The organism is Parvibaculum lavamentivorans DS-1 (assembly GCF_000017565.1).
GTDB classification, from domain to species: domain Bacteria; phylum Pseudomonadota; class Alphaproteobacteria; order Parvibaculales; family Parvibaculaceae; genus Parvibaculum; species Parvibaculum lavamentivorans.
This window is the reverse complement of record NC_009719.1, coordinates 249,380-267,983: the sequence shown is the minus strand read 5'-3', so window position 1 is coordinate 267,983 and position 18,604 is coordinate 249,380. Positions and strand designations below refer to the sequence as shown.

The following is an 18,604-nucleotide window of genomic DNA, read 5'->3' as shown; positions in this document are numbered from 1 at the left end:
CACCCATGTCCGCCTATATCATCCGCCGCCTGCTGCTCATGATCCCGACTATTTTCGGCATCATGCTTGTCAGTTTTATCCTCGTGCAGTTTGCACCCGGTGGTCCCATTGAGCGGATCGTTGCACAGCTTCAGGGTACCGATGTCTCTGCGACCGCACGTATCGGCGGCTCCGGCGGCGGCGACTTCGGCGCGCAAGGGCAGATGTCCGGAGCAGACAGCTCCATCAACAGCAAATATCGCGGTGCCCAAGGGCTGGATCCCGAGTTTATCAAATCGCTTGAGGTGCAGTTTGGGTTCGACAAACCGGCCCACGAGCGGTTCGCCAAAATGATCTGGGATTATGCCCGCTTCGACTTCGGGCAAAGCTATTTCCGCGACGTGAGCGTTCTCAGCCTCGTGCTGGAGAAGATGCCGGTGTCGATTACTCTCGGGCTTTGGACAACGCTACTCACTTATCTCATTTCGATCCCACTTGGGATCCGCAAGGCAATTCGCGACGGGACCCGGTTCGATACATGGACGAGCGGCATCATCATCGTCGGCTATGCGGTGCCCGGCTTTTTGTTCGCGGTGTTTCTGATCGTTCTTTTCTCCGGGGGCTCCTACTGGTCGATCTTTCCCTTGCGCGGTCTCACATCCGACAACTGGGAAAGCCTGAGCCTCGCCGGAAAGGCGCTCGATTATCTTTGGCATGTCGTTCTGCCGGTGACCGCGCTGGTTATCGGCTCGTTCGCGACAACAACACTGCTGACAAAGAATTCCTTTCTGGATGAAATCAAGAAGCAATATGTGATGACCGCGCGTGCCAAAGGGCTGTCCGAACATCAGGTTTTGTATGGGCATGTATTCCGGAATGCCATGCTCATCATCATTGCCGGTTTTCCCGGCGCCTTTGTCGGCGCGTTCTTCACGGGGTCACTCCTCATAGAACAAATTTTTTCGTTGGATGGGCTTGGTCTTCTGTCATTTGAATCCATCGTCAATCGCGATTACCCGGTGGTGTTCGCCACGCTTTATATATTCGGCCTACTCGGCCTCGCGATGACGCTCATCAGCGATCTCACATATACTTGGGTCGACCCGCGCATCGACTTTGAAACAAGGGAGGCCTAAGGCTTGGCCCGCTCCTCCCTGCCCCTTATCGATCTGCGCCGCCGGCCGCTAAGCCCGATCAATCAGCGGCGATGGCGCAATTTCAGAGCCAACAAGCGCGGCTATTGGAGCCTCTGGATTTTCTCGATCTTGTTTGTTCTTTCGCTGTTTGCGGAGTTCATTGCAAACGACAAGCCTCTCGTGGTGACCTATGACGGAGGCATCTATTTTCCGGTTGTCGCTTCCTATCCTGAAACGACGTTCGGCGGCGATTTCGAGACTGAAGCAGATTATCGGGACCCTTTCGTGCGCGATCTCATCCGGGACGCGGGGGGCACCATGATCTGGCCCCTTATCGAATATTCCTATCGTACCATCAACCTCAACCTGCCTGTGCCCGCTCCGGCCCCTCCATCCGGCGAGAACTGGCTGGGCACCGACGATCAGGGCCGCGATGTAACCGCCCGCCTTATCTATGGCTTCCGGATTTCCGTTCTTTTCGGCCTGGTGTTGACGGTGCTTTCCTCGATTGTCGGCGTCGCGGCCGGTGCGGTTCAAGGTTATTTCGGCGGTTGGACCGATCTCCTCTTTCAACGCTTCATCGAAATCTGGACCAGCATTCCGACGCTTTATCTTCTCATCATCATTGCGGCGGTGATTGAGCCCAATTTCTGGATACTGCTCGGCATCATGCTGCTCTTTTCATGGGTGTCGCTCGTCGGTGTGGTCCGGGCGGAATTCCTGCGAGCGCGGAACTTCGAGTATGTAAATGCCGCGCGCGCGATGGGGCTGTCCAATGCAAAGATCATGTTTCGGCATCTTCTTCCGAATGCGATGGTCGCGACGCTGACTTTCATGCCGTTCATTTTGAATTCTTCCATCACCACTCTCACCTCTCTCGACTTTCTCGGGTTCGGTTTGCCTCCCGGCTCGCCGTCACTCGGCGAATTGCTCGCGCAGGGCAAATCGAACCTGCAAGCTCCATGGCTGGGATTGACCGGCTTTTTCTCCATTGCGGTCATGCTGAGTCTTCTGATTTTCATCGGCGAGGCGGTGCGGGATGCGTTCGACCCGAGGAAGGTGTTGCGATGAGCGCGCCGCTGGTAGAAGTGAAAAATCTCTCTGTCGGCTTCCGCATGGACGGCCAAGAAACGATTGCCGTAAACCGCATATCGTTCGACATCAAGCATGGTGAAACCGTAGCGCTGGTCGGTGAATCCGGATCGGGGAAATCCGTTTCCGCGCTATCGATCATGCAGCTCCTGTCCTATCCGCAAGCCTTTCATCCAAATGGCGAAATCTTCTTTGGCGGACAAAATCTCATTGGAGCCGACGAAAAGACCATGCGCCGCATCCGCGGCAACAAGATAACCATGGTTTTTCAGGAGCCTCTTACCTCCCTCAATCCACTCCATACAATCGAACGGCAGGTTGGCGAGGTGTTGAGTGAGCACAAAGGGATGCGCGGTCCTGCCGTGCGCGCGCGCGTACTCGACCTGTTGCGGAAAGTCGGCATCCCCAATGCGGAGGAAAGACTCGACGCCTATCCGCATCAGCTGTCGGGCGGACAACGCCAGCGCGTCATCATCGCCATGGCGCTTGCCAATGAGCCGGACCTGCTGATCGCCGACGAGCCGACAACGGCACTCGACGTTACGGTTCAGGCACAGATTCTTGAGCTGCTGAAGGATTTGAAACGCGAGATGGGGATGGCGCTACTTCTCATCACGCACGATCTCGGCATTGTCAGGAAGATGGCAGACCGCGTCTTCGTCATGACCAAGGGTGAGATCGTGGAGCGCGGGCCGACGGAACAGATATTCACCACACCCAAGCATCCCTACACGCAGCACCTCCTTGCCTCAGAACCGAAAGGACGCTCTCTCGGCGCGCCGAAGGACGGCCCTGTCGTCATGGAAGCCGAAAATCTGAAGGTCTGGTTTCCGATCAGACGCGGTCTGCTCCGGCGTACGGTAGGACATATAAAGGCTGTCGACGACGTCTCACTTACCCTGCGCGAGGGCCGGACGCTCGGCGTTGTTGGAGAATCCGGATCGGGCAAGACAACTTTGGGCCTCGCACTCATGCGGTTGCTTTCAAGTGAAGGCGACATTCGCTTCAATGCAAAATCCATTCAGGGGCTGAAATCCAAAGAGCTAAGGCCGCTTCGCCGGGATATGCAGATCGTCTTCCAAGATCCCTTTGGCTCGCTCAGTCCGCGCATGTCCGTCTCGGATATTGTGAGCGAGGGCCTCCGCATTCAGCAACCGGGGCTCGCGGCAGCCGAGCTGCGAATGCATGTGTCTGAAGCTCTTGGCGAAGTTGGCCTCGACCCGGAAATGCAGGACCGGTATCCGCACGAATTTTCCGGTGGCCAGCGACAGCGCATTGCCATTGCGCGCGCGATGGCACTAAAGCCGCGTTTTGTAATGCTCGACGAGCCTACCAGTGCCCTGGACATGTCCGTGCAGGCCCAAATCGTCGACCTTCTGCGCGATCTGCAGAGGCGGTATAATCTCGCCTATCTCTTCATCAGCCACGATTTGAAGGTGGTGAGAGCGCTTGCGGACGACATCATCGTCATGCGGGGGGGCAAAGTTGTAGAGACGGGGACGGCCGATCAGGTTTTCGATGCGCCGAAAACCGAATACACCAAGGCGTTGATGGCGGCGGCATTCGATCTTGCCGTCACGCCGGCAGGGGCCGTTTCCGAGTAGTCAGCGCCCCGGCAACCTCTTGATCGTCGTGACATGCCCCGCGTCCGAACGGGCAATGCGCGACATCGCTATGTCGAGCCGTTCCACTTCGACGCGCATATGAAATCCGTTAGCATGGATCATGCGTTCTGCATCGACCATGATGCCGACATGGCCTTTCCAGAACACGAGATCGCCCCGATGAAGCGCGGTAAAATCGATCGGCTCCGGTAGCGCTTCGCCCAGTGTCGCTTCCTGCATGTCGGTATCGCGCAGCGAGGAGATGCCCGCCCGCTCCAGCGCCATCTGAACAAGTCCGGAGCAATCCACGCCCAGGCTGTCCCGCCCTCCCCAGAGATAGGGCACACCGATGAACTCCTCGGCAACGGCAACGAAATCCCGCACATAAGACCCGACTGTAGCCAAGTGCGCCGAAAAGACCCACCCGCCACTTTCAATTTCGCTGAAATTACCGCGCGCGCCGACAACTCTCAGCTTTGCGTTCATCGAGACAGGCAGGGCCGGACGCGTTTTCAGATCAGGTTTTGGATAGATGAATGTTCGAAGTGCGGCAACCGTATGTGTTGCCTTTGCAGGACGGGAGACCAGATCCTTCGCTTCGACATAGCCCACATAATCGTCGAGTGCAGATTGGCCCCATGCCCATCCGTTCTTTTCTTCGTAGACGCGGAAGACTTCCCCATAAAGAAGTTGGGTATCCATGGGGGCGGCTAGTTCCGGCCGGCGCAGCAGGGGCAGCGAACATGCCTGCACCTGCCGGTCGACGCCTTCGACGAAGCGGGTTGCCTTGACCTCGCCACGCAAATGCGCCGCTGCCAGATCGTCACGATAGGGATTGAGGCGGTGGTCCGGGCCGCGTTCACGGCTCATGCCTGAAGGCCTCTCGACGAGTTGACGATGAGGTCGGCGAAATCATGCATGAAGGCCGACCCCTTTACGGTTCGCTGCACCAACACATTGCGCCGGTCGGCCTCGTCGCGCGTCCGCTTCAGAAGATCAAGACCGCCCAAGGTGTCGAGTGCGCGTGTGACAGCAGGCTTCGACACGCCCAGCGAAGCCGCAAGACCGCGAACAGTGTGGGGCGGCGGATCGAGATAGACGATGAACATGATGGCGAGTTGCCTTGAAGATAGGTCCGGTCCGTCCCTGCGAACGGACTGAAGCACGACATTGTGCCACAGCGAAAGAGCCTGAACCGGCTTCAGCTCTACGGCCCCTGTCAGAGATAGTCCCGGCATCGACGCCCCCAACGCTGCCAATCCCCCGCCCGGCACTCCATTCCGGGCCCGGATTAGTCTAACGAGAGTCTGCAACGGGGCAAGTGTCACGCCCCGTAACGGCGTTGAAGGAGGTGGTAAAGGGCGCGGATACCCTGGGCTTCTCCGCCGACGGGCCGGCCTGGCCGAGGCTTCGGTGCCCAGCCGTAGATATCGAAATGGACATGAGTGGCGGCCTTCTCGACAAAGCGGCGGAGAAAGAGCGCCGCTGTAATCGACCCCGCGAACGGACCGTCCGAAACGTGGTTCACATCCGCGACCTTGCTTTCGAGCCACGCGTCGTAGGGCTTCCAGAGCGGCATCCGCCAGAGCGGGTCGGCCATGGCTTCGGCGGAAACAGCCATCTCTTCCGCAAACGTGTCGTCATCCGTATAGAAGGGCGGCAGGTCCGGGCCGAGCGCCGTCCTTGCCGCACCGGTCAGTGTCGCCATGTCGATGATCAGCTCGGGTGCTTCGCTATCGGCTTCCGAGAGCGCGTCGGCAAGAACCAAACGCCCCTCTGCGTCGGTGTTTCCTATCTCAACCGTTATTCCCTTGCGGCTCTGGAGGATATCGCCAGGCCGAAATGCATTTCCGGAGACACTGTTCTCCACTGCCGGAATGAGTACGCGCAGCCGCACGTCGAGTTTTGCCTCCATGATGAGCTGTGCGAGAGCCAGCACGCATGCCGCACCGCCCATGTCCTTCTTCATGAGCAGCATCGCATTCGATGGCTTCAAGTCCAGTCCACCCGTGTCGAAGCATACCCCCTTGCCCACCAGCGTCACTTTCGGCGCTTCCGTTCGTCCCCACCGCACATCAATGAGCCGGGGGGCAATGGCGGCGGCGCGACCAACCGCATGGATCATCGGGTAGTTTGCAGCCAGCAGGGCTTCGCCCTCGATCACGTCGAAAGAAGCCCCGTTGTCGGCTGCAACTCTTTCCGCGGCGGCGGCGAGATCGGCCGGGCTCATATCCGCGGCGGGTGTATTGATCAGGTCTCGAACCAGGAAGATGGCGCGCGCAAGACGGCTCACCTCCTCCCCATCCACATTTTCCGGCAGTACGAGACGCGGCCAGTCTCGCGGACTTCCCGAATAACGAGTGAAGCGATAAGTACCGAGCGCGTATCCGAGTACTGCCTTGGATGCGTCACTGCGGCTTTCACCGGCAAATCTGTAGTCCCCCATTGGCAAGGCGGAGGCGAGCGCGCCGGCCACAAACGGATCGCTGCCATCGCCCAATCCAAGGAGAACGCCCGCAAGCCCCCCCGAGCCATCCGGCAGAAGCAGGACCTTGCCGGCTTCGCCCTTGAACCCGGACGTGGCCACCCAGGCCGCCCCTGGGCCCGCATGGGTTCCGCACCATGCCTCGGCTTCGCCCGAACGGATTTGCCAGATGGGCGTCGCCGCCGCGTCTTTCCTGGTGATGAAAATATCGAGCACGCGGTCGCCTTCCTGGGTCAGGATTTAGGTGATTTCGCAGGTCCAAAACCTTATAGAGAGGCCGATGTGGCCGCAACGGCCACGATATCGCAGCAGGGGGAACAAATGGCGACGCCCGATTTCGAGCTTGTGATCGGTGACAAAAACTGGTCGAGCTGGAGCCTGCGTCCCTGGCTGTTGATGCGGCAGGCAGGTATCCCGTTCATCGAAACTTCCATCCGGCTCCGCCAATCCGATACGAAACTGCAAATCCTTGCTCATTCACCAACCGGCTTCATACCGGCTCTGAAATGGCGGGGCGCAGCGATCGGCGACTCGCTCGCCATCTGCGAAACGATGGCCGACCTTTTTCCCGACAAGAGGCTTTGGCCGCAGGACACGCTTGCGCGCGCGCTCGCCCGCAGTGCTTGTGCGGAAATGCATTCCGGGTTTCAAGGACTTCGCCGGGACATGCCCATGGCGGTTTTGGAGCGTCATCCCGGCGAAGGCCACACGGAGGAGGCCATTGCCTGCGCGCGGCGCATAGTCGAAATGTGGCGGGGACTACGCAGCCGCTTCGGGCAGCAAGCTGCAGACGATCACGGCTTTCTCTTCGGCCGCTTTGGCGTCGCGGATGCAATGTATGCACCCGTGGTGACCCGGTTCGAGACCTACGGTGTAGACCTTGCCGCCATGGGCGATGATGGCACCGCGCGAGCCTATATGAATGCAGTGCTCACACTGCCTTCGATGCGGGAATGGATCGCGGGTGCCGAAATGGAAGAAAGAGAAAAGACGGCCTCGTCTTAGGGCTCCTCTTCCACGGTCAATCCCTGTTCACGGTAGTAGCGCTTTGCTCCCTCATGGAGGGGAACGGGAATGGACGACGTTGCGAATTTCGCCCGCTCTCCTTCTTCTCCCGGCAGCAGCCCCGGCAAAACCGGACTCGAAAGCAATGGACGATTGTTTGGGGAAAAAAGCGCTTCGGTAATGTCGTGGATGAGATCCGGGTCGGCCTCTTCATTGACGATCCAGACCATGGATACACCAAGCGTTTGGGTCTCAGGGACGAAACGATAAAGGTCGGCCGGGATCAGAAGCGGCTGAAAGCTTTCGCCGGGACGCGTAAGCTGCCGAACTTCCTCCCCGTCTACAGGGACGATGTTGATCGAACCTCGGTCGGCAAGGCTGGCGATTTCAGTAGACGGCAAGGCATCGACCAGGAAGAAGGCGTCGAGCTGGCCGCGCAGGGTCAGGTCGATCGCGGTCTCTGTGTCGTATTCGGAAATCTGTACAGTCCGGCGGCCGAGACTATGGACCGCGAGCACAGGCAATGCCGCTTCCCGAGTGCCCGAGCCAGGCGGACCGACCGAGACGCGCATATTCTCCAAATCCGCGACAGAACCGATATTGGCGTTGCGACTTGCAACAAGATAGAGCGCTTCACGGTACACGCCGGCAATGGCGCGCAAATTGGTCACCGGCTTCTCGCCCTTGAACGGTGTCTCGCCCCGCGCTGCGAGTTCTAGAATGGGCGCGGCGACAAGGGCGGAATCGAAAAGTCCTGCGCTCACAGCGCGGACATTGGCGACAGGTCCGGCTGAGGATCGCGCCACTGCAAGTAATCCGGCGACGCCGCAAGGCATACCGCGTTCACATCGAGGCGTTCCAGGCGGGCGCCCGATCGCTGCCGCCAGCCGCTCCCCCACGGCGAAATACTCATCGCCCGCGCTCCCGGTTCCGATCTGGAAGAACGTAACCGCTTCAGGCGCTTCCTCCATGCTTGTGGGTGGACGCAGATAGAACAGGAGCAAGGCGGCGAGGACGATAATGGCGCCCAGAGCTGCCGTGATCATTCGGGTGGGCACGCGCGAAAGGACGGTCTTTGCATCCTCAAGCAACCGCCGGGCGGCTTCCGGGATTTTTTTCAGTTCCATGGGCCCTGTCCTGGCGACGGCAAAAATGGCTCTGTGAGGCCCATGATCCGCGAATCCCCCCAATTCTTATAATTAATCTTTTCTTGACCGCTCTGTTTCAAGATCACTTTAGGGCATAGCCCCAGATTCAGGGACTATCCCGACCTCATATACCGGGACCGACCATCATGAGCTGTTTTGCAGACCAAACCCCGCAATTCACCTTCCGCGCAAAGCGCGGCGGCTGGCTTGCCGCGGCATCGCTCTGCTCCGCCCTCGCGCTTTCAGGATGTGCATCAACCAGCACCACCTCGACCGCCCAGACGCCCAGCGAAGCCGCGCAGGCTCAGATCGACACACCGGCGCTCCGGAATGCAGCCATCGAAAGCACAAAGACTCAGGATTATGTCGCCGCCGCCGCGTACTGGGGCGCGCTTTACGAGCGCTCGCCCGACGATGCTGTTACGACCGTCAACTATTCCAAGGCGCTCCGGCAGATAGGTTCGATTGCACAGTCGCTCACCGTGATGCAGCGCGCTCAGATAAAACATCCCGAGAACGCGGATGTGCTCGCCGAAGCCGGCAAGGCTCTGGCCGCGAGCGGCAGGCCGGACCAGGCGGTTGCGATGCTGGAAACCGCCGCCCGCAAATCGCCGCAAGACTGGAGTATTCGCTCGGCCCTCGGCGTAGCGCTCGATCAGACGGGCCGATACGAGGAAGCCAAGAGCCGCTACAACGAAGCGCTCGAACTTTCGCCCGACAACCCGTCCGTACTTACCAACCTCGGCCTTTCCTATGCGCTGACGGGAGATCTCGACATGGCCGAGCGGACACTCCGCAAGGCCGTCGCAGATACCCGCGCCGACGCTTACGCGCGGCAAAATCTCGCCATCATTCTCGGCCTCAAGGGAAACTTCGATGAGGCTGAACGGCTGGCACGCGCCGACCTGCCTGCCAACGTTGCAGACGGCAACATCGCCTATCTCCGTTCCATGCTTGCGCAACCGGCATTGTGGAAACAGCTCGAAGAGCTTGACCGGCAGCCTGACACGACAGCACCCGCACCTCAGCCAACCGGCAAACAACCTGCCGCTGCGAAAGAAAGCCGTAACGAGAAGGAAGACCAGGTATCGTCGCTGCCGCCGGAGACCCGCGTTTCAATTTACTAGGCTCCCGGATCGCTTCCACGCCCAGCTTCGTTCATCGTCAGACAATAAAAAGGCGCCGCCGGCCTTCCGGCAGGCGCCTTTTCCATGAGAAAGAAATGTCAGACGTTGGCGAAGGACTTAATGATGGCGGGCCCTAGGATGACGCCGAAGAGCACCGGAAGGAAGAACAGGATCATCGGCACCGTCAGCTTCGGCGGCAGACCGGCCGCCTTTTTTTCTGCTTCCGCCATCCGCATGTCGCGGTTCTCCTGTGCCATGACGCGCAACGCCTGTCCAAGCGGCGTACCGTAACGCTCCGCCTGTATCAGCGTCGTCGCCACCGCCTTCACCCCCGGCAGGCCAGTGCGTCTGGCTAGGTTCTCATATGCCATGCGGCGCTCCTGAAGGTAGGAAAGCTCCGCCGTCGTCAGCCCCAACTCCTCGGCAAGCTCGACCGACTGGGCACCTATCTCGGCCGCAACTTTCTGGAAGGCCGCTTCGATAGACATTCCCGACTCCACGCAGATCAACATAAGATCGAGAGCATCCGGAAATGCCTTTCGAATCGAATCCTGCCGGCGCGAAATGACGTTCTCGACAAAAAGGTTGGGTAAATAGAAGCCGACAAAAGCCGCGGCACACGAGACGGCAAGACGCGCCATAGGCTGCAGACCGAAATCGTTGACAAACACCATATAAAGCAGCGTCACCACGAAAAGCACTGGCGGCATGACAAAGCGGAAAAAGACGAACGTATACATCGGTCCCGGGCCGCGAAAGCCTGCCTGACGAAGTTTCTCCTTCACAGCAGCATTTTCAAGCATGTTGCCGCTCGCAAACTTCTCGACCACCTGTTTTATGAACCCTTTCGGCGTATGGCGCAGACGGGTCTTTTCCTGGGCGAGAGCCTCGCGCGCACGCGCGCGCATTGCCTCTCGCTCGGTAGAAACATACTTCATGCGGGTGGAGAGCTTGTCTGTGTTCAGGAGCGGTGCCGTCAACGTAAAGATCGTCGCAAACGCCGCTACCGCCGTGAGCAACGTCACCACGTTTTCGATACTGAACATGCTCGCGGCGATTTGAAACACTTTCTCTTCCGATCCTAAAACTTGAAGTCGATCATCTTCTTCATGACGAGAACGCCGATAGCCATCCACATGATGCCGCCGACGATGATCATGTTGCCGGCCGTGGTCGAAAAAAGTACGTCCATGTAGCCCGGCGAGCTGAAGTAGATAAGCAGCATGACGCCGGGCGGAAGCGACCCGATAATGCCTGCCGATGCCTTAGCTTCCTGAGACATCGCCTGGATTTTCCCACGCATTTTTTTGCGCTCACGAAGAACTTTTGAGAGATTTCCCAACGCTTCGGACAGATTGCCGCCAGTCTTCTGCTGAATGGCGAGCACGATCTGAAAGAAATTCACTTCCGGCAATGGCATTCGCTCGTAGATCTTGGCGAGACCCTGCTCCAGGGTGACGCCAACACGCTGGCCTTCTACAATTCCCTGAAACTCGGTCCGTACGGGCTCTGGTGATTCCGTGGCGATGAGCTTCAGACAATCATTGACCGGTAAGCCGGATTTGACGCCGCGCACGATGACGTCGATAGCATTCGCGAATTCTTCGGTAAACGCCTTCTGACGGCGCTTGATAAGGTACGACAATACCCATCGCGGGAAGCCGAAGCCGCCGGCGAAACCGCTCAAGGCCGAAACCAGGAGCGACAGCCCTACAAGCTTGAAGACAAGAAAAAAGGCGATGCCGGTGACGATGCTCGCAATATAGAAATTTCGTGTTGTCATCTCGAGTCCCGCTCGCTCGATGCGGGTGTTCAATGAAACGCGCTTCTTGTGCTCCTGCTGCTTTTCCTCAAGCCCCTTGAGCGTTTCCTGCATTTGCTTGCGGCGCTTTTCGCTATTGTCGACTTCACCATCGACAGCAACTAGGCGTGCATTTCCTGCGCGCGTGACGCGGGCCACCCTTTTCTGTGAGCGGGATTCACCGCCTACAAACAGAAATCCGATGGCGCCTATGCAGAGGGCGGCAAGAACGGCAATTCCAGCGATCATTAGTGTGGACTGGTCCATGTCGATCTCTGCAACCTCCCTCAACCCTGCGCGCGGTCGAGCGCGGCTGCCAGGGCTTGGTGCTGGTTGTAATAGCGCGCGCGATCCCAGAAGGACGGACGCGCGATACCTGTAGATTTGTGCTTCCCGATAATGCGTCCCGTCTCGTCTTCACCTTCGATATCGTAAACGAAAAGATCCTGGGTGATGATGACGTCGCCCTCGGTTCCCAGCACTTCGGTGATATGCGTGATGCGCCGCGAACCGTCGCGCAGGCGCGCGGCCTGAATGACAACGTCGATCGAGCCGCAGATCATTTCACGAATTGTTTTTGAAGGGAGAGCATAGCCACCCATCGTGATCATGCTCTCCAGACGAGACAGTGCCTCACGCGGACTGTTTGCGTGCAACGTGCCCATTGAGCCGTCATGACCCGTATTCATTGCCTGAAGAAGATCGAACGCCTCCGGCCCGCGAACCTCGCCCACGATGATGCGTTCGGGGCGCATGCGCAAGCAGTTGCGCACGAGCTCCGTCATCGTTACCTGGCCCTGCCCCTCAAGATTTGGCGGCCGGGTTTCGAGACGCACGACATGCGGCTGCTGCAGCTGAAGTTCCGCCGCGTCTTCGCAAGTGATGACGCGTTCGTCGGTATCGATGAAGCCGGTAAGACAGTTGAGAAGCGTCGTCTTGCCGGAGCCTGTGCCTCCGGAGATCAAGACATTGCAGCGGACCTTTCCGATGATCCCGAGAACTTCCGCTCCTTCTTGAGATATCGAATTATACTGCACGAGGTCGTTCATCATCAGTTTGTCGCGACGGAACTTGCGGATGGTGAGGGCGGGACCGTCGATTGCAAGCGGGGGAACGATGACGTTCACACGGCTGCCGTCCGGCAAGCGTGCGTCGCAGATCGGGCTCGATTCATCGACCCGGCGGCCGACTTGACTCACGATCCGCTGACAGATGTTCATCAGCTGGCTGTTGTCGCGGAAACGAATATTGGTGAGTTCGACCTTGCCGTTCACTTCGATGAAGGTTCGCTCGCAGCCGTTCACCATGATATCGGCAATGTCATCTCGGGCGAGAAGCGGCTCCAGAGGGCCGTAGCCGAGCACGTCGTTGCAAATGTCCTGCAGGAGCGCTTCCTGCTCGGAGATGGACATGACGACGTTTTTGATCGAGAGGATTTCGTTGACGATGTCACGAATTTCCTCGCGAGCGCTCTCCGAATCCAGCTGGGCCAGCTGAGTGAGATCGATCGTGTCGATCAGCGCGTTGAAGATCGTCGTTTTGATCTGATAGTAATTTTCCGAGCGGTGATCGCTCCGTGCCGGCGCAGCGGGTTTTGGCGCCTGCTTCGGCGGCAATGGCTTCACAGCCGCTGCAGGAGCGGCAACAGCCCCCTCCTGCCGCGGCGCGGGAGACGCGGGCGCTGTTGCCGGCTTACGCGGCGCTGCTGCCTGACCTTCGGTCCGCCTTCCAAACACGTCTAGTTACCTCGCTTATCCCTTGCGGGACAGGAAACTGAAAAGGGATGACTTAGCTGCCTTCGGCGCGCGCAGATCACGACCGCAGAGCTGCTGGGCCAGAAAGCGCAATCCGTCCGTCGTCTTTCCCTTCGGATCCAACTCCTCGATCATCTGCCCATTATTGGCGGCAGTGCCGAAAAGACCGGGATTGAAAGGCAGAACGAGCGTTGCCTCGGCGCCGACGGCTTCGGCGAAATCCTTGACCGGAATTTCCGGCCGCTTCGGCATGCCAACCTGATTCAAAACGATATGCGGCGCGCTGTCGTTCGGACGGGCCTGGCGCACGAGATCCAGGATATTCTTGGCGTTGCGCAGGCTGGCGAGGTCGGGGGTGGCCGTGATGACGATCTCATCCGCCGAAAGCAGGACTTTTTTTGTCCATGGCGCCCAGACATGGGGCAGGTCGACAACGACGCAAGGCACTCCTTCACGGACGATGTCGAGAACACTTTCACAGCTGTCCCCATCCATTTCGAAATCGCGATCGAGGACGGCCGGAGCCGCGAAGAGACTGAGCCGTTCTGTGCATTTTACGAGAAGCCGATCGAGCAGGACGTCATCCAGCCGTTCCGGTGCTGTCAGCGCATCTGCGATGCCCTGAGCTGGATCCTGATTAAAATCGAGCCCTGCGGTGCCAAACGGAAGGTCGAGATCGGTGATGATGACGTCCTCGTCCATTCCGGTCGAGATGCACCAGCCGACATTATGCGCGATCGTGCTCGACCCCGTTCCGCCCTTGGCGCCAATGAAAGCGATGGTGCGACCGATCGGCGGAGCATCGGGATCGACATAAAGACGAGATATGGCTTCGATAACGCCCATCGGGTGAAGTGGCGTTACGAGGTACTCGTTGACACCCTGGCGTATCATCTCCCGGTAGAGGGAGACGTCGTTCATGTGCCCGGCTACGACGACCTTTGTGCCGGCATCGCAGACTTCGGCAAGTGCTGTGAGCTGCGAGAAAAGCTCCTGACCCGCAACACGCGCCTCGACCAGAATGAGATTTGGTGTCGCGTTCTGCTGATACTGCTCTATCGCAGCAGGAATGCCTCCCATATGAACGGTCAGATGAGCCTTTGCGAGACGGCGGTCTTCGCCCGCGCGCTGGATCGCGCTGCCGGTGGACGGCTGCTCGCAGAAGGCGTGAATCGTGATCCTCGGCACGGGCTTCATGACGGCGAGACCATCGGCCTCCTGCACGGGCACAGGAAAGGACTGTGGAGCTGCTTGACGTTCAGGCATCGGCGGCGCTTCCACCGAAGTCTGCTTGTGTGCCAGGTTACTCATTATCTTACCTCACTTACGGCGCCCGAGTCCTGGTCGCTCCGTTCCGTGGCCGTCGCTTCGCCGGCGCGATATTTCTCTAGAACAGTGCCGCGGCGCGCGGCATCGGCGGGGCTCATATTGCGCGGGGCGATCAGATCGCCCGGATCGGCGACCATTGCAGCCAGGTTGTTCTGCGTAGAGCAACCGTGATTGGGCAACAGTCCATTGGACGGATCGTACGAATAGCTGCCCGACCAATCGCCGCATGCTGTCGGTTTGGCTACATAGCGCTTGAAAGAGAGGATCAGGGGCGCAGAATTATCCGTGCCAGAAGCCCGGTAGGGGGTGTACGAAAGATCGTTGCCGCCAACACCATGCTCGGACAGAACCTCGCGGACGTCGCTTAGAGCCACCGCCGCCGCACCAGCATTAGGCGAGCCGGAGGGGGTCGAAATCGTGAGCGGGCCATGGCCACGCTGACGGTAGCCGGCTGCAAATCCTGCAATGGCGTTGCGATCGGTCGACGTGACCCCAGGTTGGCCGGGCACCACATCGATGTTCAGCGTAGCGACATCTGCCTCGACTGAAATCGGGTGCGTGTAATTCGCATCATAATGGGCCTGCTCGGCACCATTGAAGCCACCACAGCCTGCGACACCAAATGCGAGCGCGAGGGCGAACCCCTTGGCCGTGTGAGATCCGATCAACTTTGTCATCTCATTCATCCTTCGCGCCTCAACCCACAATGAAGCCAACTGGCCCCTGCAGCGAATGGTCCCCGGGTGCGGCGCCTCGCGCACCGTATGTGGCATTCAGACGACCCATGAGAATCGTGTCCATGTCACTCGCCGGCGCAAACCCGTCGGTCGGCAGAACGAGGTTCTTGCGCGACGTGGGGTCGACCAGGTAGGGCGTGACGATTACGACGAGTTCGGTTTCGTTTTTCTGGTAGTCGCGGCTTCGGAAAAGCTGGCCGAGTACCGGTACGTCTTTCACGCCGGGCACCCCATCGATGTTCTGCCGCATCGTGTCCGAGAGCAGGCCCGCCATGACGAGCGATCCACCGCTGGGAAGCTCCAGCGTCGTTTCCGCTCTGCGGACCTTCAGCCCCGGTACAGTGACGCCGTCCGCACTTGTGCTCTGGAATACGAACGCGCCTTCGGATGTCAGTTCGCTCACTTCCGTCGAAATCTTCAGGCTGATGCGGCCCTCGCTCAGCACAACCGGCGTGAAATTGAGGCCGACACCGAAAGGTTTGAATTCGAGCTGTACGTTGCCGTCGCGGTCGCGCGATGTCGGTACCGGAAACTCGCCACCGGCGAGGAACTTCGCCGACTCGCCGGAGATCGCAGTGAGGTTTGGCTCGGCGAGTGTCCGCAAGATGCCATCGCGCTCCAGGGCGCGGATAGCCGAATCCACGGTAACGTCGCCGCTCTGATAGCGCGTCGGATCCGCGGCATCCGCCGCAGTCGTCAAGCCACCCAGCGATCCACCCTGGACGCTGAAGGAATTGGACGTTGCGAGACGAAGAGCGAAGTCGCCAAAATTCGCGGCTGTCGAGAGGTCGACGCCCAGCTGCTTTATGACGTTGCGCTGCATTTCCGCAACCGTCACCTTGAGCATCACCTGTTCCTTGCCCTCAATGCCGAGCATGTTGAGGACATGTTCCTTGTCGCCACCGATATAGCGGGCGGCAAAATCCTGTGCCTTGCTGGCGTCGGTGGCGCTTGCCACCATTCCGGAAAGCACCACGTGGTCGTTTATCGATTCTACGTCGATACGAGCTTTCGGAAAGTATTGCCGGAGCGACTCGCGCAAGCCCGTCAGGTCGCGTGCGACACGAATTTCCAGATTGAGGATTTGCTGTCCGGCTTCATTGAAGAAGAAGGCGTTCGTTTGTCCGACCGCCAAGCCGATGAGATAAGTGCGCTTGTTCGTGCGGACCACGGCATCGACAATCGCAGGATTGGAGACCAGGACGTCGCGCGCAGCGATCGGCAGTTCCACAATCGCCGCCTTGTTGAGCCCAAGGACAATGCTGCGCGAGCTCTGACCAATACCGCCTTGATCTATCTTGACCAGACGCGCATCGCCGGCGAACGCGCCGCCCGCCGGGCTCACAGCCATCGCCGCCGCACACAGGAGTGCCGCAGCGATGCGCATCGAGCGCAGCCTCGGCGCGGCGCAGACCGCAGTCAGCTTGTTCCACATATTGCTCATCCCGGGCCCCATCGCTTACTTCACACGCACGTTCTGCGCGGTTCCGTAGCGCACAACTTTCACAACCGAGCCGCCCTCGGCCACGGTCTTCTCACTGCCGGCAAGGTCCTGCTCCGCCATGCTGCGAAGCGAGAGGCCGATCCGGCCTTCCGCTTCGGCGACGGATACCACTTCGACCTGAGCAGGCGTCAGCTCAAGCGTCGCTGTCCTGCCGACCGCAACCTGTTCTCCGGCCTTTTCGTCAAAGCGCTGATCGATCGCGAGAACTCGAATGTTGCGCAAAATCGTTTGACCTTTCGCGAGATCAACGATGTCCACCCGGTCATTGGGCAGGATGAAGCCGCCGGCGCTGGTTTCCGGCGTGATGCTGATCGCGGTCGCGCGCATCCCGGGCTCGATCAAGGCCGACATGAAGCCGGCGCCCGTCAGTGTAACGAGTTTTTCAGAGGTCACCGGCTCCCCGCTGAGAAGGCTCGCGCGGGCGACGCTGCCCGTGTATTCCTCGAGCGCGGCGGGGCTCTGATTGCGAGTGATATAAGCTCCGTTCAGCGAGGTGTCAGGCCAGCGCTGCCAGCGCAGGTCGCCGCCGCCAATACGTTGGCCGAGCTGCAGATTGCTGCTGGCCACGAGCACTTCTGTAGTTGGCGCCTCGACGACCTTCTGTTCGACGGGTTCATCATTGCCCGACACGAGGCCGCGCGCGAGAAGTGCCGCGAGACCTGCGGCAACGAGCGCCAGAACCAGAACTCCTATACGTACGGGGTTCACTTGGGCGTTCCTTTCATCACGCGGCATGCGCCGCAAATTTGAACCAGACGGTCCGCTCGAACATCACAAGGGCTGCGGCGGCGAGCGCAACGCCATAGGGGATGCCGGACTTGCGATCATGGAGGCGCAGAAGCCACTCACGGTGCATGAAGGACGGCAGCGGCATCTTGCGAAAGCCGAGCAGAAGAAGGGTCAAGACCCCTCCGAAAATCGAAGCGAGAAGCAGGTAGCCGAGCAGCTCGGACCAGCCGATCCACAGCGCAATCGCGGACACGAACTTCGCATCGCCGCCACCGATCCAGCCAAGCGCAAAAAGGCCCATGCCGAGAGCGAGCATGACGAGGCCAGCCGCCACGTGAAGTGCAATGTCCTGAAGGGCCAGTCCGACGAAGGGCACAAGTAATGCGAACATCGCGACGAGCGCGATGGAGAGAAGGTTCGGAATGGTCATCGTCGTCAGATCCCACAAGGCGCCGAAGATCATGGCGAGAGGAAAGACAACGAGGAGAAGCATGTTCATCACGGACGATGCCCAGTTTTTCCGGAGGGCGATGCAGCCCCGCGCGCGAAGCGGCCCCATGCCTCTCCACACAAGCTGATCTTGGGCAATGACCGTAAATTTGGAGTAAATGAGGGCCCGGAATGGACCCGAAATCGCCCGATTTGGCACCATCAGCCATGCAGGCGGCACTGGTACCCTCATAAGAAAAACCGCCAGGCGCGATATCGCGTCTGACGGTTTTGGATCGGCCCCGATCTGAACCGGGGAACACGACGTATTAGTTGATCGCAGTTGCGATAGCCGTGAACTGCGTGATCAACGCTGCACCCACGCTGTCCACCGCGACGATGATGACCACGGCGATGCCAGCGGCAATCAGGCCGTACTCGATGGCGGTCGCGCCGGACTCGTTCTTCACGAAAGACTTCAAAAACTGGCTCATACAAGCCTCCTTGTACATTTGACTGTCGACAGCACCAGCCCGCAGACATCCATTTGGATCCATAGGGCGCCCGTAATCGGACTGACGCTGAGCTTAGGCCACCTCCGTTACCTAAACGCTAACGATTACTGTCATTTTTAGCCAAGATGTTCGTTTCTAATATGCTGTTTCATGTATAGAAGCATCTTTTATTGTATTATTTAAATGCACTCTGAATAGAAAATGATTTAAGCCGCGCGCAGACGCCAGAA

The 18,604-nt window shown here is 59.2% G+C and carries 18 protein-coding genes; 5 read left to right on the top strand and 13 right to left on the bottom strand.

The features are described 5' to 3' along the window. The first annotated feature begins 5 nt into the window (after window positions 1–5). Genes PLAV_RS01275 through PLAV_RS01265 form a run of 3 tightly spaced genes read left to right on the top strand, consistent with a single transcriptional unit; the run spans window position 6 to window position 3,811 of the window. Window positions 6–1,115 carry a microcin C ABC transporter permease YejB gene (locus tag PLAV_RS01275; RefSeq protein ID WP_011995161.1) on the top strand — a complete coding sequence of 370 codons (1,110 nt, stop codon included), beginning with the start codon at window positions 6–8 and terminating at the stop codon, window positions 1,113–1,115. A gap of 3 nt (window positions 1,116–1,118) precedes the next feature. Next, complete coding sequence (locus PLAV_RS01270; protein WP_011995160.1) at window positions 1,119–2,186, top strand: ABC transporter permease; 1,068 nt, start codon at window positions 1,119–1,121, stop codon at window positions 2,184–2,186. After that, the gene (locus PLAV_RS01265; RefSeq protein WP_011995159.1) at window positions 2,183–3,811 is read left to right on the top strand and encodes an ABC transporter ATP-binding protein; all 1,629 of its coding nucleotides are present in this window, start codon (window positions 2,183–2,185) and stop codon (window positions 3,809–3,811) included. Before PLAV_RS01270 ends, PLAV_RS01265 begins: the two co-directional genes overlap by 4 nt. On the opposite strand, the gene PLAV_RS01260 is transcribed toward PLAV_RS01265, so the two are convergent. The 3 genes from PLAV_RS01260 to PLAV_RS01250 all read right to left on the bottom strand — a co-directional run bounded on the left by PLAV_RS01260 (window position 3,812) and on the right by PLAV_RS01250 (window position 6,512). Then, window positions 3,812–4,681 (bottom strand): C40 family peptidase, encoded by an 870-nt coding sequence (locus PLAV_RS01260; RefSeq protein ID WP_011995158.1) that lies wholly within the window; start codon window positions 4,679–4,681, stop codon window positions 3,812–3,814. Then, window positions 4,678–5,049 carry a MarR family winged helix-turn-helix transcriptional regulator gene (locus PLAV_RS01255; protein ID WP_011995157.1) on the bottom strand — a complete coding sequence of 124 codons (372 nt, stop codon included), beginning with the start codon at window positions 5,047–5,049 and terminating at the stop codon, window positions 4,678–4,680. Before PLAV_RS01255 ends, PLAV_RS01260 begins: the two co-directional genes overlap by 4 nt. 86 nt (window positions 5,050–5,135) lie before the next feature. Further along, window positions 5,136–6,512, bottom strand: a complete 1,377-nt coding sequence (locus PLAV_RS01250; RefSeq protein WP_011995156.1) for a leucyl aminopeptidase family protein — start codon at window positions 6,510–6,512, stop codon at window positions 5,136–5,138. A gap of 105 nt (window positions 6,513–6,617) precedes the next feature. On the opposite strand from PLAV_RS01250, the gene PLAV_RS01245 reads away from it, so the two are divergent. Beyond that, window positions 6,618–7,301, top strand: a complete 684-nt coding sequence (locus PLAV_RS01245; protein ID WP_011995155.1) for a glutathione S-transferase family protein — start codon at window positions 6,618–6,620, stop codon at window positions 7,299–7,301. On the opposite strand, the gene PLAV_RS01240 is transcribed toward PLAV_RS01245, so the two are convergent. Then, a complete protein-coding gene (locus PLAV_RS01240; RefSeq protein ID WP_011995154.1) occupies window positions 7,298–8,428 on the bottom strand; it encodes a TAXI family TRAP transporter solute-binding subunit in 1,131 nt (376 codons plus the stop codon). The two genes, PLAV_RS01245 and PLAV_RS01240, sit on opposite strands and share 4 nt — an antisense overlap. Window positions 8,429–8,595: 167 nt before the next feature. Between PLAV_RS01240 and PLAV_RS01235 the strand changes: the two genes are divergently transcribed. Beyond that, window positions 8,596–9,576: a tetratricopeptide repeat protein gene (locus PLAV_RS01235; RefSeq protein WP_011995153.1), complete on the top strand. Its 981-nt coding sequence runs from the start codon at window positions 8,596–8,598 to the stop codon at window positions 9,574–9,576. Between the two features lie 98 nt (window positions 9,577–9,674). On the opposite strand, the gene PLAV_RS01230 is transcribed toward PLAV_RS01235, so the two are convergent. The 9 genes from PLAV_RS01230 to PLAV_RS01190 all read right to left on the bottom strand — a co-directional run bounded on the left by PLAV_RS01230 (window position 9,675) and on the right by PLAV_RS01190 (window position 18,353). Then, complete coding sequence (locus PLAV_RS01230; RefSeq protein ID WP_011995152.1) at window positions 9,675–10,643, bottom strand: type II secretion system F family protein; 969 nt, start codon at window positions 10,641–10,643, stop codon at window positions 9,675–9,677. A gap of 14 nt (window positions 10,644–10,657) precedes the next feature. Beyond that, a complete protein-coding gene (locus tag PLAV_RS01225) occupies window positions 10,658–11,644 on the bottom strand; it encodes a type II secretion system F family protein (RefSeq protein WP_011995151.1) in 987 nt (328 codons plus the stop codon). Window positions 11,645–11,664: 20 nt separating this feature from the next. Continuing rightward, a complete protein-coding gene (locus PLAV_RS01220; protein WP_011995150.1) occupies window positions 11,665–13,113 on the bottom strand; it encodes a TadA family conjugal transfer-associated ATPase in 1,449 nt (482 codons plus the stop codon). Window positions 13,114–13,128: 15 nt separating this feature from the next. After that, the gene (locus PLAV_RS01215) at window positions 13,129–14,442 is read right to left on the bottom strand and encodes a CpaE/TadZ family protein (protein WP_011995149.1); all 1,314 of its coding nucleotides are present in this window, start codon (window positions 14,440–14,442) and stop codon (window positions 13,129–13,131) included. Beyond that, entirely contained in the window at window positions 14,442–15,137 is a 696-nt protein-coding gene (locus tag PLAV_RS01210) for a CpaD family pilus assembly protein (protein WP_168713162.1), read from the bottom strand. The genes PLAV_RS01215 and PLAV_RS01210 overlap by 1 nt, the downstream gene beginning before the upstream one ends. A 19-nt stretch (window positions 15,138–15,156) precedes the next feature. Then, window positions 15,157–16,641: a type II and III secretion system protein family protein gene (locus PLAV_RS01205; RefSeq protein WP_202943993.1), complete on the bottom strand. Its 1,485-nt coding sequence runs from the start codon at window positions 16,639–16,641 to the stop codon at window positions 15,157–15,159. A gap of 15 nt (window positions 16,642–16,656) precedes the next feature. Then, window positions 16,657–17,409, bottom strand: a complete 753-nt coding sequence (gene cpaB, locus PLAV_RS01200) for a Flp pilus assembly protein CpaB (RefSeq protein WP_011995146.1) — start codon at window positions 17,407–17,409, stop codon at window positions 16,657–16,659. A 16-nt stretch (window positions 17,410–17,425) separates the two neighbouring features. After that, window positions 17,426–17,929: an A24 family peptidase gene (locus tag PLAV_RS01195; RefSeq protein WP_041536160.1), complete on the bottom strand. Its 504-nt coding sequence runs from the start codon at window positions 17,927–17,929 to the stop codon at window positions 17,426–17,428. Between the two features lie 259 nt (window positions 17,930–18,188). Continuing rightward, window positions 18,189–18,353, bottom strand: a complete 165-nt coding sequence (locus PLAV_RS01190) for a Flp family type IVb pilin (protein ID WP_011995144.1) — start codon at window positions 18,351–18,353, stop codon at window positions 18,189–18,191. Between the last annotated feature and the right edge of the window lie 251 nt (window positions 18,354–18,604).

What these genes read in the sequence shown, in the direction of transcription:
- PLAV_RS01245 (WP_011995155.1), top strand. Translation starts at nt 6,618, where the DNA reads ATGGCGACGCCCGATTTCGAGCTTGTGATCGGTGACAAAAACTGGTCG.
- PLAV_RS01225 (WP_011995151.1), bottom strand. Translation starts at nt 11,644, where the DNA reads ATGGACCAGTCCACACTAATGATCGCTGGAATTGCCGTTCTTGCCGCC.
- PLAV_RS01215 (WP_011995149.1), bottom strand. Translation starts at nt 14,442, where the DNA reads ATGAGTAACCTGGCACACAAGCAGACTTCGGTGGAAGCGCCGCCGATG.
- PLAV_RS01210 (WP_168713162.1), bottom strand. Translation starts at nt 15,137, where the DNA reads ATGACAAAGTTGATCGGATCTCACACGGCCAAGGGGTTCGCCCTCGCG.
- PLAV_RS01265 (WP_011995159.1), top strand. Translation starts at nt 2,183, where the DNA reads ATGAGCGCGCCGCTGGTAGAAGTGAAAAATCTCTCTGTCGGCTTCCGC.
- PLAV_RS01240 (WP_011995154.1), bottom strand. Translation starts at nt 8,428, where the DNA reads ATGGAACTGAAAAAAATCCCGGAAGCCGCCCGGCGGTTGCTTGAGGAT.
- PLAV_RS01205 (WP_202943993.1), bottom strand. Translation starts at nt 16,641, where the DNA reads ATGAGCAATATGTGGAACAAGCTGACTGCGGTCTGCGCCGCGCCGAGG.
- PLAV_RS01255 (WP_011995157.1), bottom strand. Translation starts at nt 5,049, where the DNA reads ATGCCGGGACTATCTCTGACAGGGGCCGTAGAGCTGAAGCCGGTTCAG.
- PLAV_RS01190 (WP_011995144.1), bottom strand. Translation starts at nt 18,353, where the DNA reads ATGAGCCAGTTTTTGAAGTCTTTCGTGAAGAACGAGTCCGGCGCGACC.
- PLAV_RS01260 (WP_011995158.1), bottom strand. Translation starts at nt 4,681, where the DNA reads ATGAGCCGTGAACGCGGCCCGGACCACCGCCTCAATCCCTATCGTGAC.
- PLAV_RS01275 (WP_011995161.1), top strand. Translation starts at nt 6, where the DNA reads ATGTCCGCCTATATCATCCGCCGCCTGCTGCTCATGATCCCGACTATT.
- PLAV_RS01195 (WP_041536160.1), bottom strand. Translation starts at nt 17,929, where the DNA reads ATGAACATGCTTCTCCTCGTTGTCTTTCCTCTCGCCATGATCTTCGGC.
- PLAV_RS01235 (WP_011995153.1), top strand. Translation starts at nt 8,596, where the DNA reads ATGAGCTGTTTTGCAGACCAAACCCCGCAATTCACCTTCCGCGCAAAG.